The sequence below is a fragment of the Peribacillus sp. V2I11 genome (assembly GCF_030817135.1).
GTDB classification, from domain to species: Bacteria; Bacillota; Bacilli; order Bacillales; family DSM-1321; genus Peribacillus; species Peribacillus simplex.
This window is the reverse complement of sequence record NZ_JAUSYW010000001.1, coordinates 300,770-317,666: the sequence shown is the minus strand read 5'-3', so window position 1 is coordinate 317,666 and position 16,897 is coordinate 300,770. Positions and strand designations below refer to the sequence as shown.

Annotated in this window: 11 protein-coding genes and 2 pseudogenes; all 13 read left to right on the top strand. The window is 40.8% G+C overall.

Features of this window, described 5'->3' with window-relative positions:
• Position 1 precedes the first annotated feature (1 nt).
• The 13 genes and pseudogenes from QFZ73_RS01435 (at position 2) to QFZ73_RS01380 (ending at position 16,881) form a co-directional block, all read left to right on the top strand.
• Complete coding sequence (locus tag QFZ73_RS01435) at positions 2 to 988, top strand: ABC transporter substrate-binding protein (protein WP_251436794.1); 987 nt, start codon at positions 2 to 4, stop codon at positions 986 to 988.
• 144 nt (positions 989 to 1,132) lie between these two features.
• On the top strand, positions 1,133 to 2,629 hold the full coding sequence (locus QFZ73_RS01430; protein ID WP_307272521.1) for a sugar ABC transporter ATP-binding protein: 1,497 nt from the start codon (positions 1,133 to 1,135) through the stop codon (positions 2,627 to 2,629).
• 2 nt (positions 2,630 to 2,631) lie between these two features.
• Positions 2,632 to 3,618, top strand: a complete 987-nt coding sequence (locus QFZ73_RS01425; RefSeq protein WP_285847389.1) for an ABC transporter permease — start codon at positions 2,632 to 2,634, stop codon at positions 3,616 to 3,618.
• A gap of 43 nt (positions 3,619 to 3,661) precedes the next feature.
• A pseudogene (locus QFZ73_RS29120) lies at positions 3,662 to 4,285 on the top strand (glycoside hydrolase family 32 protein); the annotation flags it as partial.
• A gap of 267 nt (positions 4,286 to 4,552) precedes the next feature.
• Positions 4,553 to 7,180: a GH32 C-terminal domain-containing protein gene (locus tag QFZ73_RS01415; RefSeq protein ID WP_307272519.1), complete on the top strand. Its 2,628-nt coding sequence runs from the start codon at positions 4,553 to 4,555 to the stop codon at positions 7,178 to 7,180.
• 143 nt (positions 7,181 to 7,323) lie between these two features.
• Positions 7,324 to 7,425, top strand: a pseudogene (locus QFZ73_RS28830) (recombinase family protein); the annotation flags it as partial.
• Positions 7,426 to 7,954: 529 nt separating this feature from the next.
• The gene (locus QFZ73_RS01410) at positions 7,955 to 9,553 is read left to right on the top strand and encodes a long-chain-fatty-acid--CoA ligase (protein ID WP_251436792.1); all 1,599 of its coding nucleotides are present in this window, start codon (positions 7,955 to 7,957) and stop codon (positions 9,551 to 9,553) included.
• Between the two features lie 72 nt (positions 9,554 to 9,625).
• The gene (locus tag QFZ73_RS01405; protein WP_307262113.1) at positions 9,626 to 10,903 is read left to right on the top strand and encodes an MFS transporter; all 1,278 of its coding nucleotides are present in this window, start codon (positions 9,626 to 9,628) and stop codon (positions 10,901 to 10,903) included.
• A 96-nt stretch (positions 10,904 to 10,999) separates the two neighbouring features.
• The gene (locus QFZ73_RS01400) at positions 11,000 to 12,172 is read left to right on the top strand and encodes a thiolase family protein (RefSeq protein WP_307262111.1); all 1,173 of its coding nucleotides are present in this window, start codon (positions 11,000 to 11,002) and stop codon (positions 12,170 to 12,172) included.
• 144 nt (positions 12,173 to 12,316) lie between these two features.
• Entirely contained in the window at positions 12,317 to 13,462 is a 1,146-nt protein-coding gene (locus QFZ73_RS01395) for an acyl-CoA dehydrogenase family protein (RefSeq protein WP_307262109.1), read from the top strand.
• Between the two features lie 70 nt (positions 13,463 to 13,532).
• On the top strand, positions 13,533 to 14,717 hold the full coding sequence (locus tag QFZ73_RS01390) for a thiolase family protein (RefSeq protein ID WP_251436784.1): 1,185 nt from the start codon (positions 13,533 to 13,535) through the stop codon (positions 14,715 to 14,717).
• Positions 14,718 to 14,809: 92 nt separating this feature from the next.
• Positions 14,810 to 15,214, top strand: coding sequence for a PaaI family thioesterase (locus QFZ73_RS01385; protein ID WP_137018018.1), 405 nt, complete (start codon positions 14,810 to 14,812; stop codon positions 15,212 to 15,214).
• A 68-nt stretch (positions 15,215 to 15,282) separates the two neighbouring features.
• Positions 15,283 to 16,881 carry a long-chain-fatty-acid--CoA ligase gene (locus tag QFZ73_RS01380; RefSeq protein ID WP_307262104.1) on the top strand — a complete coding sequence of 533 codons (1,599 nt, stop codon included), beginning with the start codon at positions 15,283 to 15,285 and terminating at the stop codon, positions 16,879 to 16,881.
• Positions 16,882 to 16,897: the final 16 nt, after the last annotated feature.

The window sequence follows — 16,897 nt, the reverse complement described above, 5'->3', positions numbered from 1 at the left end:
TATGAAAACTTATCTAAAATCGTCATTTATTTTGATTATCATGATGTTTCTGGTTGTTTTGACTGCCTGCAGTGTAATTGATACAGGATCGAATTCACAATCAAACAGTGCGGGAAGTGTTGAAAAAAATAAAAGTGACCAAAAATTAAAAATAGGGTTAACACTAGGAACGCTCTCTAATCCTTTCTTTGTTTCTATGTCAAAAGGAGCGAAGAAAGCGACAAAAGAAATGGGGGCTGAGTTAATTACGGTGAGTGCAGACTATGATTTGGCGAAGCAAACTTCTCAAATTGAAGATTTCATTACAAAAGAAGTTGATTTAATTCTTTTAAATGCAGTCGATTCAAAAGGCATTGCTGGGGCAGTGCAACAAGCCAAATCAGCGGGTATCCCGGTTATTGCAGTTGATGTAGCTGCAGAAGGCGGAGTGGACAGTGTCGTTACATCTGATAATTACCAAGCAGGTAAAATTGCAGGTGAGTATATGATCAAACAATTAAAAGGGAAAGGAAATATAGCAATAATTGAAGGCCCACCGGTATCTGCAGTTACAGATCGTATTAATGGTTTTGAAGAAGCGATTAAGAAATCAGAGATTAAGGTGATTGCTAAACAAAATGGAGAAGGAAATAGAGAAAAAGCGTTATCTGCAACAGAAAATATCTTGCAAGCACATTCGAATGGCTCTATTGATGCAATTTTTGCTATTAATGATCCTGAAGCACTTGGAGTAAAGATTGCTCAAGAACAAGCAGAACGTGAGAAGGAATTTTTTATTGTGGGTGTAGATGGTGCTCCAGAAGCAGTCGAAGCTTTAAAAGAGAACAAAAGTTTTACAGCTACTTCTGCACAGCATCCAGATGAGATGATGAAAAAAGCACTGGAAATTGGGAAAGATGTGTTGGATGGAAAGAAAGTCGACAAGTTAGTCAAAGTTCCTGTTGAATTAGTTACTCAAGAGAATGTGAACAACTATAAAGGTTGGTAATGAGAGGATGAATAAGATCTTCCTTAGAAGGTCTTATCTTTTTTAAGAAATTAATTCATTAAGGGGGACAATAATGTGAACAGTGTACAATTAATTGAGAATGATGTTGTTTCGGTATCTGACTCTCCCTCTCCCATTCTCAAAATGAAAGGGACCAGTAAGACATTTTCAGGAGTCACTGTTTTAAAAAATATTAATCTTGAACTCTATAAGGGGGAAGTTCATGCATTAATGGGGGAGAATGGAGCAGGGAAATCTACACTTATTAAAATATTATCAGGTATCTATCAGCCTGATGCAAATGGTGGCAGCATCATATATAAGAATAATTCTGTCACTTGGAGTGGTCCAGTGGAAGCGAAGAAACAAGGAATTAGTGTGATTCATCAAGAATTGAAGCTATCTCCAAATTTGACAATAAGTGAAAATATTTTAATGGGTACTAAATTTCCTGAAAATAAATTTGGCATGGTTAAATGGGATGATGTTTATCATAAAGCAAAAGAAATTTTACATTCAATGGGATCTGAATTAAATCCCCAAACGATAGTATCCACATTAAGTGTGGCACAGCAACAAGTTGTAGAAATTGCTCGTGCTCTTTCATATAATGCAGACGTATTAATTATGGATGAGCCGACCGCGTCGTTAACTGATAAAGAAATTGAAAAGTTATTTGAGATAATTGAGGATTTAAAAAAGAAAGGTGTTGCTATTGTTTATATCTCTCATCGAATGGATGAAATTTTTCGAATTTCAAACAGGTACACCGTTCTAAGAGATGGCGAGTGGATAAATAGTGGACCAATCAAGGATACAAATCCTGAGCATCTTGTAAAGTTAATGGTCGGAAGGGAATTAAACTCCCTTTTTAAGAGGCAAACAAAAGTAGCCACATCTCGTGTCGATGACACGAAGCCCGCCCTCGAAATAAATGGAATATCTGATAAAAGGGTTGTGAAAAATGTTTCGTTTAAAATATATCCTGGAGAAATTGTTGGACTTGCTGGTCTTGTAGGGGCAGGTAGAACCGAATTAATTCGAACCATCTTTGGAGCTTCTCAAAAAACAGGTGGTGAAATTCTGGTTAATGGTGAAAAAGTGAATATTACCTCTCCGAATGATGCAATCCGACATGGTATTGCCCATGTGCCGGAAAGTCGAAAGGAGCAAGGATTGTTTCTGAACATGAGTGTCAAAGAAAATATTATTATGAATGAATTAAAAAAATTTCGCAAAGCTGGTAAATTGAACTGGAAAGAAATTGATCAAAAAGCAGATTCCCTTATAAAGGAATTAGGAGTAAAGGTTTCTTCGTCTGAACAGCTTGTTGCCAATTTAAGCGGTGGAAACCAGCAAAAGGTTGTCATCGCACGGTGGCTCTCGATTGGTCCAAAGGTTCTACTTCTCGATGAACCAACTAGAGGTGTGGACATTGGGGCAAAAACAGAGATTCATAAAATTGTATCAAAGTTAGCTGAAGCTGGATTGGCAGTGTTAGTAGTTTCCTCCGAGCTGCCTGAAATTTTGGGAATTAGCGATCGAATTCTAGTAATGCACGAAGGTAAATTACAAAGGCATTTAACAAGGCAAGAAGCAACTCAAGAAAAAATCATGTTTTTTGCTACAGGGGGGCAATGAAAATGAAAGCGAATACAACGGTTGTAACCACTGATAAAGCCCGATATGGAAAGGAAGCTCTACAAATTTGGAATCGCTTAGGAATGCTCATTATTTTAGTATTATTATGTGTTGTGCTGGCTTTTACTGCACCAAATTTCTTGGAAATGTCGAACTTGTTAAATGTACTTAAGCAAGTGTCCATTAATGGCGTACTGGCAGCTGGAATGACGCTTGTCATTTTAACAGGTGGAATTGATTTATCTGTAGGTGCCATTGTTGCTTTATCGGGTGTTGTTTCCGTAATGATTTCCCAAGCGGGAGTACATCCGTTGGTGTCAATCTCCGCTGGACTATTAGTGGGGGCTTTCTTTGGACTTGTAAATGGATTTTTTACAGCAAAAACTAAATTGCCGGCCTTTATTGTCACCCTTGGAAGTTTCACATATGTAAGAGGGCTTGCGTACGTGATTAGCGGTGGCTACCCTATTGTTGTGGAGTCAGATTTGTTTAAATTTTTGGGAGCTGGCCGGCTATTTTTAATCCCCACTCCTATCTATATCATGGTTATTGTGTATATTGGTATGTTCTTTGTCTTGAAATATACTATGTTTGGTCGTCATGTATACGCAATTGGTGGAAGTGAGGAAGCGGCGCGTCTTACAGGTATTAAAGTAGAGCGTACTTTAATGAAAGTTTATTCGTTAAGCGGGTTATTAGCGGGTCTTGCGGGTGTTGTTCTGGCAGGTCGATTATTTTCTGGACAGCCAACAGCAGGTTTAGGGTATGAACTTGATGCTATTGCCGCAGTAATATTAGGCGGCACGAGTTTAACGGGTGGCGTTGGGAGAATACAAGGGACTATTATAGGAGTTTTAATTATGGGTGTAATTAGCAATGGACTAACGTTAATGGATGTTGGATATTATTGGCAACTCGTTGTTAAAGGCGGTGTGATCATTGCCGCTGTACTTATTGACCGATTAAGAAGCCAGTCTCAATCATTATAAAGTAAAACAAAATTGCAAAGGTGTGAGGCCGTTGAAAAAAGCAATAGAAAAACTTTCAGCATGTGGTGTAATTTGTACTTTAGCATTAATCCTAGTTGTTCCGACATTTGCAGCCGATTCAAATTATTATAATGAAAGTAACCGAAATCAATTTCATTTTTCACCTGAAGCAAGTTGGATGAATGACCCGAATGGGATGGTCTATTATGATGGGGAATACCACCTTTTTTATCAAAACGATCCTTATAGTTCTAAATGGGGTCCTATGCATTGGGGACATGCGGTCAGTAAAGACTTAGTTCACTGGGAGCATTTACCTGTTGCTCTGTATCCAGATGAAAATGGAATGATATTCTCAGGAAGCGCAGTGATTGATTATAACAATACTGCAGGATTTGGAAAAGAAGCAATGGTGGCGATTTTTACTCATGCTGATGGGTCAAAGCAAGTGCAAAGTCTTGCTTATAGCAATGATAAAGGAAGAACATGGAAAAAATATGAAGGGAACCCGGTTATGCCGAATCCTCCTATTTCAGATTGGCGGGATCCAAAGGTTTTTTGGCATGATCAATCAAAAAAGTGGGTGATGACGCTTGCAGCGAAAAACGATGTTATGATTTACACTTCACCCAATTTAAAGGAATGGAGCTACGGGAGTTCATTTGGTGTTGATCCCACATCGGTGCAAGCCACAAGCCTAGATAAGGATGGATCAGTATTATCCAAACAAACAGGCAGTGACTTTGTTTATGAAGCGGATATAAGTGTAAGAGAAAAAAATGGTCGAAAGGGTTCCGGGGAACTGGTCTTTCGTTCGGATTCTACCTTAAAAAATGCTTATCTTGCTGGATTGGATGCCAAATCCGGGAAAGTGACTTTAAGCAAATTGGTTGATGGAAAGAAAATCGTCCTTCAGGAAAAGAAAATTAAAGTGATGGATGAAGATTCAACTAAGTTGAGAGTGGAAACTAAAAAGGATTTCATAAAAATTTCTATAGGAAACAAACCGGTTATAAAAATGACTGATAATTCGTATGAAAGTGGAAATTTTGGCTTATATAATAGAAATGCTGTTTCTGTTTTTAGGAATGTTTTCTTTAAAAATGCGACAAACTTTAAAACAAATATCCTTAGCTGGAAAGCTATAGATGGAAAATGGGAAAGTACGTTGGAAGGGAAGGTAGGGAATTCTAAAACAAACGGTAATTACGTATCTTCACAGGTTGATGATCAATTTGGCTATAGAGCGAACGTTAAACTAAATGGGAAAAGTGCGAGAGGTGGACTTCTTTTCAGAGCTGACAAAAACGGTAAAAATGGGTACATTGCCCAATTGGATGCTGGGAATGGTAAGGTTAGTCTTTTAAAAATTGAAAACGATAGAGCTACTACCTTGGCTGAAAAATCCATAAGTATTGATTCAAATCAAGTGTATGATGTTTCTGTTTATACTAATGGCAGCAAGATAAAGGTATTGATAGATAATAAAGAAATCATAGAACAGGTTGATACAGCGTATGAGAGCGGGCATTTTGGTTTAACTGTAAGTAATTCAAATGTAACCTTTCAAGACGTGAATAAAGAAAATTACATTGTGGCAAAGGAACAAAATATTGCTAATCCTGATTTCGAGTCAGGAAGTCTAGAGGGATGGAGCGTTCTTGACGGTGATGCTTTTGGGGCAGCAAATGTTACAAAAGCTACTTCTTACTGGGGTGGTGCATTTGGACAACAGGATAAATATCATTTATGGGGATATACAGCAGAAAAAGGGGATGATGCAACCGGTTCGATTCGATCTTCCTATTTTACACTGGGGGGAAGCGGCGAAATTAATTTCTTGATTGGTGGGGGATACGATAAAAACCTTTATGTAGCGCTCGTCCGTGCCTCTGATAATAAGGAATTAATTCGTGCAGAAAACACCAAGTGGGCGGAGGATGAAAAGTATCGCCGTATGACATGGGATGCTTCAAAATATATTGGAGAGACCGTCTATATGAAAGTGGTGGACAATAAAACTGGAGGTTGGGGACACATCAATGTGGACGATTTTCATGTATACAATCAAGGGTCACTGCCTATTGTTGTTGACAATGATCCAACTAAGGCTGATACACCTTTCGTAAGTAAGAAAAAGGGCTTGATTAAAGAATGGGACTTTATAAATGGTGAATGGACAGAAGGGACACAAGGATCTTATAGCGGAGTGTGGGAATGTCCAGAATTAATTCAGGTGCCGGTTGAAGGGAAACCGAATAAGAAAAAGTGGGTGTTGTCTGTAAGTATAAATGATGGAGCAGCAGCCGGGGGTTCAGGAATGCAATACTTTGTAGGTGACTTTGATGGAAAAAAATTCACGAATAATAATTCGTCAGACAAGGTTCTATGGACGGATTATGGGGCAGACTTTTATGCAGGTGTGACATGGAATAATACTGGGAATAAAGGCAAGCCGTTATGGTTGGGATGGATGAGTAACTGGCAATATGCGAACGACACCCCAACTTCCCCATGGAGAAGCTCAACCACTGTACCACGTGAATTATCGTTAGTGCAGACAGAGAAGGGGTTACAATTGAAACAAACACCTGTACAACAATTAATAACCTTACGAGATAAAGGTCTTAAGTTAAGCAACCAACCTATTATCCCTGGTAAAAATCTTTTGAAAAATGTTAAGGGAGATACGTTAGAAATCGAAGCGGACTTTTCAGCAAATAAAGCAAGTGAAGTTGGATTTAAAGTAAGAAATGGTAATGGACAATATACGACCATTGGATACAACCCTAGCAATGAAACAGTGTTTATTGACCGTACCCATTCAGGATATGATTTTGGTCCGAATGTTAAAAAAATACATGAAGCCCCCGTACAAAATACAAATGGAAAAGTGAAATTGAAATTTCTTCTAGATCGTTCGTCCATCGAAGTGTTTGTTAATGAAGGAAAACAAGTGTTAACTGATCAAATTTTCTCATCACCAGAGAATCAGGGTGTCGAACTTTATAGTCTTGGCGGTACTGCTCATTTAGACTCTCTTGAAATGTATACATTAAAAAGTATATGGGGAATCAGTCCGATTGTTTCCAATCTATCTGGATGGACTACAATCAATGGTGAATGGGGAGACACTAGAGAAGGGAAACAAGGCCGCGGCGATTCTGACAGCTTTATAGTTGCCTCTCAAACCGCAAGTGATTTCACTTACAAAACCGAGGTGAAGGTATTAAACGAGGGAGCTGGAGCTCTTTTATTCCGAGCAGATGAAAAGGCCGAAAATGGTTATATAGCTACAGTGGATGTACGTAATGATATATTGAAATTGTTTAAAATTGTAGATGGGAAGATTGAAGTTCTACAGGAAGAACATATGGTACTTAATCCTAATCAAACATACAAATTAAATGTTACAGCAAAAGGCAGTCTGATCCAAACTTATTTGGATGATAATCTGATCCTAGAAAAGTCTGATACGACTTTTAACAATGGGCGTGTAGGGTTAAATGTATGGAATTCAACTACTGTCTTTAATCATCTTTCTTTAGAGACACAAAAATAAAAAATGATAAGTAAGGGCTGTTAGGCATAGCCAGCAGCTCTTTTATCACGGAATATAAGCATTAGTATCGTTCATATAAGTACACTTTTACGAACGGTTTGATAGAAAAGAGATAGAATTAACATGGAGAGGTGTAAAAATGGATGGTTCGTAAATTTGGATACATACGAGTAAGCAGCAAAGATCAAAATGAAGGACGACAACTTCAAGCCAGGTTGGATAATGGTTTTAAAGAACGAGATATCTAGATCTTTACAGGATGGTCCGATCCATTGAACCGGTTATGTGGCTTGGATGATTCTTGAATTCAGCGGTGGCAAGAATCAGTCTACGAATGCGCAAAAGCTAAAAATCTAGGAATGGAAGTTGAGCAATAGATTTTTATTTATTGACTCGTAAGCCAAGTTTCAATAAACATTGCAATTGCCCATCCTTAGCTGGATGGGCTTTTCAAATTTTATAATACATTTTGGATAAAATCTCAAAATCACGATTTGTGAGCAGGTATAATCTATAATATGGCAAAAACCTACTTTTCACTATCGATTGAAAACCAACCAGAGCCTATAAAAATTCAATAATGAATTATTGGTATTTCGATGAATCCTCTACAGAAAGGCATTATATGTGAATAAAATTCATTAATGAATTGATTGATCTTAATACTAAGCGATTTTTACACAAATATAGGACTTGGCATGCAAGTTGCATTATAAATAAGTATAAATCAAACATGCACGATATGAAATTCGTTTATGTGTGGAGGGATTAATGGTGCGAAAAACGATAAATAAACCATGGGAGCAGTGGTATGTTGAAAGAATGAACTCTATGAAGCTACCGGAAATATCCGTCTATTCACTGCTTGATATAACAGTAAGTAAGTTTCCACACCATACAGCCATCATTTATGAAGACCAGTCAATGGATTATAAGAATCTAAAAATGCAGGTAGACAGACTTGCAGGTAAATGGAGAGAAATGGGCTTTGTTAAAGGTGAACGGATTGGTCTGATGATGGCCAACCACCCTTATTTCATAATCAGTTATTACGCTGCCCAGGCACTAGGTCTGTTAGTTGTACAAATTAATCCCATGTATAAACCACGGGAACTATTGCAAATTTTAATAGACTCGGAGACCAAGAATATTGTATTTGACCAAACTGCCGCAAATACAATCGAAGAAACGAAAGCGATATATGAATTTGATGTTTGCATTGACACGGAAAATGATCAAAATGGTTCTTATTCCCTTCAAACGATGATTGAAACCGGGGAGGCCATTAGGAAGCCCGAAATGATAAGCCCGCATGAAGATACTGCAGTCATCCAATATACTGGCGGTACCACTGGGAAGATGAAGGGTGTCATGCTTACTCACCATAATTTAACCTCTAATGTCGTGCAGAGCTTTGAAATGTATGGGGATTCACTGAAACCTGGCGAAGAAATCGTTTTGGCAGCTACGCCTCTTTACCATGTTTATGCCATGACAAGTGCAATGAATCTAGGTATCTATATTGGAGCTGCCATCCTCTTATTTCCTAAATTCGAACTTCAAGATGTACTTGCAAAAATAAAAAAGTATCGTCCGACTTTCTTTCCAGGAGTTCCAAAGATGTATAATGCATTCGTCAATCATCCTGGAATTGAAAACTATGGACTGAATTGTTTAAAAAGTTGTTCTTGTGGATCGGCGCCCCTGCCGGTTGAAGTAATTAAGCGTTTTGAGGAGCTGACCGGTGCCAAAATCGGAGAGGGTTTCGGTTTGTCGGAGGCTTCGCCGTCCACACATCGTAATCCGCCTTTCGGAAAAAGGAAAATAGGAAGCATTGGCATCCCTTTTGCAGGCACGGACTGTATGATCATTGACGATGAAAATAATGAAGTGCCTCACTCATGCGTCGGGGAGTTGCTCATAAAAGGCCCGCAAATCATGAAGGGTTATTGGAATAACGAAGCTGAAACCAAAAAGGCCTTACAGAATGACTGGCTATATACTGGCGATCTTGCTGTGATGGATGACGAAGGATATTTCTATATTGTCGGGAGAAAAAAAGAAATGATAATCGTCGGCGGATTCAATATTTACCCGCAGGAGGTAGAAGGGGTTCTGTATGAACATCCGGCAATTAAAGAGGCAGCTGTGGTGGGCATCCCCCATAAAGAAAAAGGCGAAATTGTGAAAGCATTCATCGTACCCAAAGAAAGCGCTACCGTGGATCTTGAAGAAATAGAAGGATATTGTTATTCCCAATTGACGCCTTATAAGGTACCAAAAGTATTTGAATTGAGAAAAGAACTTCCGCGAAATACAGTGGGTAAACTATTAAAAAGATTGTTAGTTAAAGAAGAATTGGAAAAGGATTGATAGAGGGGGAATGTGTTTGCTCTTCCAACCATACGAGTTTGTGAATGAAAATAAAGAAGAGGAGGGATTCATATGCGTTGGGTTGTTCTCATTCTATTATTCTTTGGGGCCGTCATCAATTTTGCAGACAAATCCATCGTAGGTCTCGCAGCTGTTCCCATTATGAAGGAATTCGATCTTACCTATGCGGAGTGGGGTCTTGTTGGAAGCAGTTATTATTGGCTCTACCCGGTAACAGGGATTTTTGGGGCAGCATGGGCTGATCGGCTTGGGGCTAAAAAAGTACTGGGATTCATCATGCTGACATGGACTGTTTTGCAATTCGGCGTTTTAGCCATTACCGCTCTTCCATTATTAATTCTATACAGGATTTTACTGGGCGCATTCGAAGGGCCGTATAGCCCAATTGCTTACAGTCATGCCGATAAGTGGTTTCCGCCGAAACTGAAAGGCTTTGCCAATTCGGTAGTGGTTGGCGGAGGAACCGTTGGTGCGATGATCGTGGCACCGATCCTCGTTTCCTTAATTACGATATTCGGCTGGAAGGCCGCCTTTGCCGCTCTTGGTGCAGCAAGCCTTGTTTTGTTCTTCCTCTTTCAATTTTTAACAAAGGAAAATCCAGTTGAAGTATATGAAAACGTACAAAAGAAAAAGAAATTGAAACTAGAAAAAATAAAAGTGAAAGACTTTTTATTGCTACTTGCTTCTCCTACTGCCTTGTTTACTACACTCGCTTATTTTTCAACGTATGTTTTAGTTGTTTGGTTTTCTGTTTGGCTCCCGATTTATTTAGTGGAAGCCGTAAAAATGACTCCAGGTCAAATGGGAACCAGCGTTGCGATAATCGGTGTCGTTTCTGTATGTATTTATATGGGTGTTTCAATGGCGTCTGATCATCTATTCAAGAAGAATCAGAATTGGCGGTCATCGAGGGTATTTGTCGTCGCTGGCGCTATGATTCTTGGTGCATTGTTCTTTGCCTCGATAATGGTTTTTCAAAATCCAATCTGGGTGATAGTCGCCATGTGTTTAGCGAAGGGCCTTACATATGCCATTTTACCGATCGGACCAACGATCATGATCAATGAAATGCAAGAGCGGGGGGGATTGATGACAAGCATTTTAACATCGTCAGGGAATATAGCAGGCATTATTGCACCTCTATTAACTGGCTATATCATAAGTTTAGCTGGAGGAAATCAACTATTGGGTTATAACTTATCGATATTGTTCATGGCCATCCTTGTCCTGGCTTTTGGCATTCTGTTTGCGATATTCGTAAAACCTGCCAAACCAAAAGGGAATCATAAAAATAAAAGATCGGATAACGTTGATCTTAAGTCCTCATAAGCAGGGGAGAACCTGCTTTCATTCAATGAAACTAGGGAAATGATGGAATGCCTGCACAAAATGGTGTGAATAAAAGGAAAAGGAGCGGATGGGGAAATGAATAGAGATGCCGTCATAGTTTCTGCAGTTCGAACAGCAATAGGAAAACAGGGAGGTGCACTTGCATCGGTTCCTGCCCACGTTTTTGGGGCAGAAGTGATGAAAGAAGCCATAAATCGAGCGAATGTCGAACCTCGAATGATAGATGATGTGATCATGGGGAATGTGTTAAGCGGGGGTGGAAACATTGCCAGGTTAACTGCTCTGGAAACTGGTCTCTCGATTGATCTTCCGGGACTGACTGTCGACCGTCAATGCGGCTCGGGAATAAATGCTGTCAACTTGGCTGCACAAGCGATCCGGGCTGGTGAAGGCGATGTCTATATCGCCGGTGGGGTCGAGAGCATGAGCAGGGCGCCATACTTGATGGATCGTCCGGAAAAAGCATACAGTGCAAAGCCACCGCAGTTCAGAAAGTCCCGGTTGTCCCCAAAAGAGATTGGCGATCCCCCGATGGGAATCACGGCTGAAAACTTAGCGGAAAAATATGAGGTCAGCAGGGAAGAACAAGATGCATTCGCTCTGCAAAGCCAAAAAAATATGGCCAGTGCCGTGGAAGAGGGCCGTTTCAATGAGCAAATTGCGCCTATTTACATTCCCGTCAGAAAAGGTGACGATATCGAATTTAAATTGGATGAACATCCACGACCGCAAATAACGAAAGAAGGGCTAGCCAAATTATCACCTGCGTTTTTAGAAGGCGGATCCGTGACTGCAGGCAATAGTTCAGGATTGAATGATGCCGCATCAGCCCTGGTCATAATGTCGAGGGAAAAAGCGGCGGAATTGGGGATTAAGCCTTTAGCGACGATCAGGGCCCAGGCTGTTGCAGGGGTAGATCCAAATTATATGGGCATAGGGCCTGTTCCCGCTATAAGAAAGGTAATGGAGAAATCAGGGCTTTCCTTAAATGAAATGGACATTATTGAAATTAATGAAGCCTTCGCCGCTCAAGTCATTGCTTGTAATAGGGAGCTTGATATGAATCCCGCAAGAGTGAATGTGAACGGGGGAGCCATTGCACATGGGCACCCACTAGGTGCGACGGGTGCCATCCTCATGACGAAAGCGGTTTATGAATTGAAGCGTTCTGCCGGAAGGCTTGCTCTTATTACAGCTTGCATTGGAGGCGGACAGGGAATTGCTACGATAATTGAGCGCGAAGCCTGATTTTGTAAGGGTGGGGACTCTAATTTACCAGAATACAATGAATTCCATTAAATGATTAGTAGACACAGCATTAAGCCCTATATGCCATATGAAGGAAACTTGTCAACTGGCTACTCATGAACAGACCAAAGGAGGAATAAACTCATGACAATCACTTTAACCAAGGAAATGCAGCAAATGAAGGAAATGATCCGTAATTTTGTTGAAAGGGAAGTGGAGCCTTACGCCATACAAATTGAAGAAGAAGATGCCATCCCGGAGCATTTGGTGGAAAAAGCAAAAGACCTTGGCTTATTCGGGATAAGCATTCCTGAACAATACGGTGGAATTGGCTTAAATGCGGTGGGAAAGGCTACCGTATTAGAGCAGTTAGGAAGGACCCATAATGGTTTTGTTTCATTAATTAGCGCTCACACCGGGATTGGCAGTACAGGTCTGGTTAAGCTTGCATCCGAACATTTGAAAAATAAATACTTGCCTGATATGGCAGCAGGCACGAAAATTGGCGCCTTTGCTTTATCTGAACCCGGAGCGGGATCGGATGCAACCAATTTGGCAACAAGTGCAGAAAAGAAGGGTGATTACTGGGTGATGAACGGGACGAAACATTTCATCACGAATGGGCCGATAGCCGATGTTTATACAGTTTTCGCTTTAACGGATAATAAAGGGGCAAAGGGAGGGATTACTGCTTTTTTAGTAGAAAGAGATTTTCCTGGTTTGACTGTCGGCAAAAAGGACAAAAAAATGGGGTTAAGAGGATCATATACCTCACAGGTCATTTTTGAGGATTGTATCATACCTGAAGAAAATGTTATCGGCGAAGTTGGAATGGGATATATCTCTGCCCTTAAAATTTTAGGTGAAGGGCGGGTAGGATTGGCTGCAAGAGCAGTGGGTTCAAGCGGTAAATTAATTGAACTGTCAGCCAAATATGCAAAAGAGCGCATTCAATTCGGTAAACCAATCGCGGACAACCAAGCGATTCAATGGATGCTTGCTGATATGGCAACCGAAACGGAAGCCGCAAGAGCATTGACGATGATGGCGGCACAAAAGATTGATGAAGGAAAAAAAGTGATCAAGGAAGCATCAATGGCAAAACTGTTCGCTTCAGACGTTTTTAATCGGGTGGCGGATAAAGCGGTTCAAATTCATGGCGGAATGGGATATATGGCTGAATATCCAGTTGAACGTTTTTATCGGGATGCCCGCATAACGAAGATCTATGAAGGAACGAATGAAATCCAACGTTTAATCATTGCAAGGAATGTCTTGGAAGAGTGTTAAGTGTTTCCTGTTTTATTCGGGCAGGTAGTCTTTTGCCCATGTATCTGGATTCTTAAGGGGGAGGAACGAAATGGGAGAAGATATCGTGATCGTGAGTGCTGTACGAACACCAATCGGAAGGTACGGTGGAGCATTTAAAGAGATTAGTTCCGGTCATTTGGCTAGCATTGCCATTAAAGAAGCAATCAAGCGGGCGAATATTGTAGCTGAACAAGTGGATGAAGTCATTTTCGGGGAGGTTAGGCAAACGACCGAATCCTCGAATGTAGCGAGAGTGGCAGCACTCCGCTCAGGGATTCCCGATTCTGCACCGGCTTTTACGGTAAACCGGTTATGTGCATCTGGAATGCAGGCCATCACTTCAGCAGCACAGCAGATAAGCTCAGGTCAAGCAAATATTGTTGTTGCCGGCGGTACGGAAAGCATGAGCCGCGCACCGCTTTATTTAAGAAGTGCCCGTTTTGGGGGAGACAGGACTTTGCTAGTGGATTCTAATACTGAAGCTGGACAGCAACCACAAGAAATTTATGGAAAAAGTTTAGGGATGGGAATCACCGCTGAAAATGTCGCACAGCGATACAACATTTCCAGGGAAGAACAAGATGCCTTTTCAGTGGAAAGTCAACGCAGAGCGGCGCAAGCGATAGAAGAAGGAAAGTTCAAAGATGAGATCGTTCCTGTCCAGGTCTCTGACAGGAAAAGTACGGTTACCATTGAAACGGATGAATATCCACGCCCCGAAACCACAATGGAAAAGCTTGCAAGCTTAAAACCGGCATTCAGGGAAAATGGAACCGTCACTGCAGGGAATGCTTGTGGCCGTAATGACGGGGCTGCTGCATTGGTATTAATGAAAGCCGGTGAAGCGAAACGGTTACAAGTACAGCCAATCGCAAAGATTGTCGATTGGGCGACTGCCGGAGTTTCTCCTGAAGTGATGGGAATTGGTCCAGTACCAGCCGTTGGAAAACTTATGGAGCGCACCGGGAAAAAAGTAGAAGAAATTGGGCTTTTCGAATTAAATGAAGCGTTCGCTTCACAGGCATTGGCAGTAATCAGGGATTTATCGCTAGATGAAAACAAGGTGAATGTAAACGGGGGCGCCATTGCACTTGGTCACCCAGTCGGATCGACGGGTGCCAGGATCGTGACAACGCTAATACATGAACTGATTCGCAGGAAAGAAAGATATGGAGTTGCTACTCTTTGTGTTGGCGGCGGACAAGGAATGGCTATCATGATTGAAACGATATAGAGAATCTCCAACGAGAAAGGAGTGGAAACCCCATACGTTTCTGCTCCTTTCCGTATCTAAGTTGAATCGCGCCAAAGTGAGGGGGAGGAAGATTGCCTGTTGAAGTGGAGGATATTCGGAATCAATTCGAAAGTAGTGCATTCTTTTCACATATAGGGTTTGAAATCATTCGGTTTGAAGAAGGGAATGTAACGATAAAGTTAAACATTGAAGAACATTTACTTAATGTTAATGGAACACTGCACGGTGGCATTCATGCTACCATGCTGGATACCATTCTAGGAATGGTGACTCGTTCCGTTACCAAATCTAAAGTCGTGACGACAAGTTTAACTGTACATTATTTAGCCAGTATATCGAGCGGGGAATTATTTGCGGAAGCAAAAGTCCTTCAAAAAGGATATAAAATTGCCTTTACTGAAGGAGAAATAAAAGATACTGAAGGCAACATCATTGCAAAAGGCACAGGAATTTTTAAAATCATTCGTGATAAATGAGGCAAGGATGATCAAAGTTGGCTTGCCTATGTTCCTTTTTATTAGAAAAGAATGAGGTGTGAAAAAAATTGACTAGAACTTGGCATGGTTTTTATCCGAAAGAAACTCCTGCTGAAATTGACATTCCATTATTGTCATTATATGGACTCCTGGAACGTTCAGCACGACATTACCCAACCTGCAAAGCCGTTATAGATGGGGAACGGGAAATGACATATATGGAATTGAAGAATGCCTCTGACCGAGTTGCTGTGAATTTAGACAACCGTGGATTTCAAAAAGAAGATCGTATAGCAATCATGCTGCCAAATTGTCTAGAATATATCATTGCCTATTATGCGATTCATCGTTTGGGAGGTGTGGTCGTTCAAGTGAACCCACTGTATCAGTCGAGTGAATTGGATTATATATTACGGGATTCCGAAGCCAATTGGTTCATTGGAAGTAAGGAACAACGGGAAAAATTAGTGCTAACAAGTTTCTCTGAAGTGTTAACGTTCATATCTGCCGAACAATTAATGGAAACTGGAACGGATTTATCAAGGGAATATATGGAACTCCCTACTCTGGCTATCGATCCCAAGGAAGCTGTGGCTGTACTTCAATATACAGGGGGGACAACAGGGAAATCAAAAGGGGTCATGCTCACGCATTTTAATTTGATCTCGAATGTATATCAAGACTTTGCCTTCACGGCAAATGCCCTTCAACTCCAAAGGCCTGGCGAACGGATGCTTGGATTGACCCCATTATTCCATGTGTTTGGTAATGGACGATTGAATAGTGCTATTTATGCCGGATCAACTTATATCACATTAGAGAAATTTGAAATAAACAAGGTGGTAGATTTGATTCGAAAACATCGGCCAACCATTTTTCCTGGTGTCCCGACCATGTATATTGCTTTACTGAATCACCCGGATTTAACGGCGGACGATTTAAGCTGCTTTAAGTACTGCAGCTGTGGTTCAGCCCCGCTCCCGATAGAAATCATTCATCAGTTCGAAAGAAAATTACGGGTCACAATATTAGAAGGATTCGGAATGTCGGAAACTTCACCCACTACCCACCGCAATCCAGTCATAGGTCAGAAAAAACCAGGAAGTATCGGAATTCCTTACCCTAATACCGATGCTAAAATCGTCGATCTGAAAACAGGCATTGATGAATTGCCAACAGGCGAAATTGGCGAACTGATCATTAAAGGTCCGCAAGTAATGAAGGGATATTGGAAAAATCCAGAGGAAACGGCAACTGCTTTGCGGGATGGATGGCTTTACACTGGGGATATCGCGACGATGGATGAAAACGGCTATTTTTATATCGTAGGCAGGAAGAAAGATATGATTATTGCAAGCGGTTATAATGTTTATCCAATTGAAGTCGAAGATATTATTTATCAGCATCCAGCCGTAAAAGAGACATGTGTATATGGAGTGCCGGATTCATACCGTGGGGAAACGGTAAAAGCGGCCATAGTTTTAAAGAAAGGAAAGTCAGTCTCGGAGCAGGAAATCAGGGAGTTTTGCGTGCAACGACTGGCCAGATATAAAGTGCCGCGAAGTTTTGAGTTCAGGGAACAACTGCCAAAATCAGCTGTAGGGAAAATATTGCGTAGAATATTAATGGAGGAAGGAACGCAGAGCCCTACTGTCGGGGAGAGATAAGCATATCAATTTCGTT

Bases quoted from the DNA above. Each gene is read 5' to 3' on its own strand.
- QFZ73_RS01435 (WP_251436794.1), top strand. From the start codon at position 2: ATGAAAACTTATCTAAAATCGTCATTTATTTTGATTATCATGATGTTT.
- QFZ73_RS01430 (WP_307272521.1), top strand. From the start codon at position 1,133: ATGAAAGGGACCAGTAAGACATTTTCAGGAGTCACTGTTTTAAAAAAT.
- QFZ73_RS01425 (WP_285847389.1), top strand. From the start codon at position 2,632: ATGAAAGCGAATACAACGGTTGTAACCACTGATAAAGCCCGATATGGA.
- QFZ73_RS01415 (WP_307272519.1), top strand. From the start codon at position 4,553: ATGGATGAAGATTCAACTAAGTTGAGAGTGGAAACTAAAAAGGATTTC.
- QFZ73_RS01405 (WP_307262113.1), top strand. From the start codon at position 9,626: ATGCGTTGGGTTGTTCTCATTCTATTATTCTTTGGGGCCGTCATCAAT.
- QFZ73_RS01400 (WP_307262111.1), top strand. From the start codon at position 11,000: ATGAATAGAGATGCCGTCATAGTTTCTGCAGTTCGAACAGCAATAGGA.
- QFZ73_RS01395 (WP_307262109.1), top strand. From the start codon at position 12,317: ATGACAATCACTTTAACCAAGGAAATGCAGCAAATGAAGGAAATGATC.
- QFZ73_RS01390 (WP_251436784.1), top strand. From the start codon at position 13,533: ATGGGAGAAGATATCGTGATCGTGAGTGCTGTACGAACACCAATCGGA.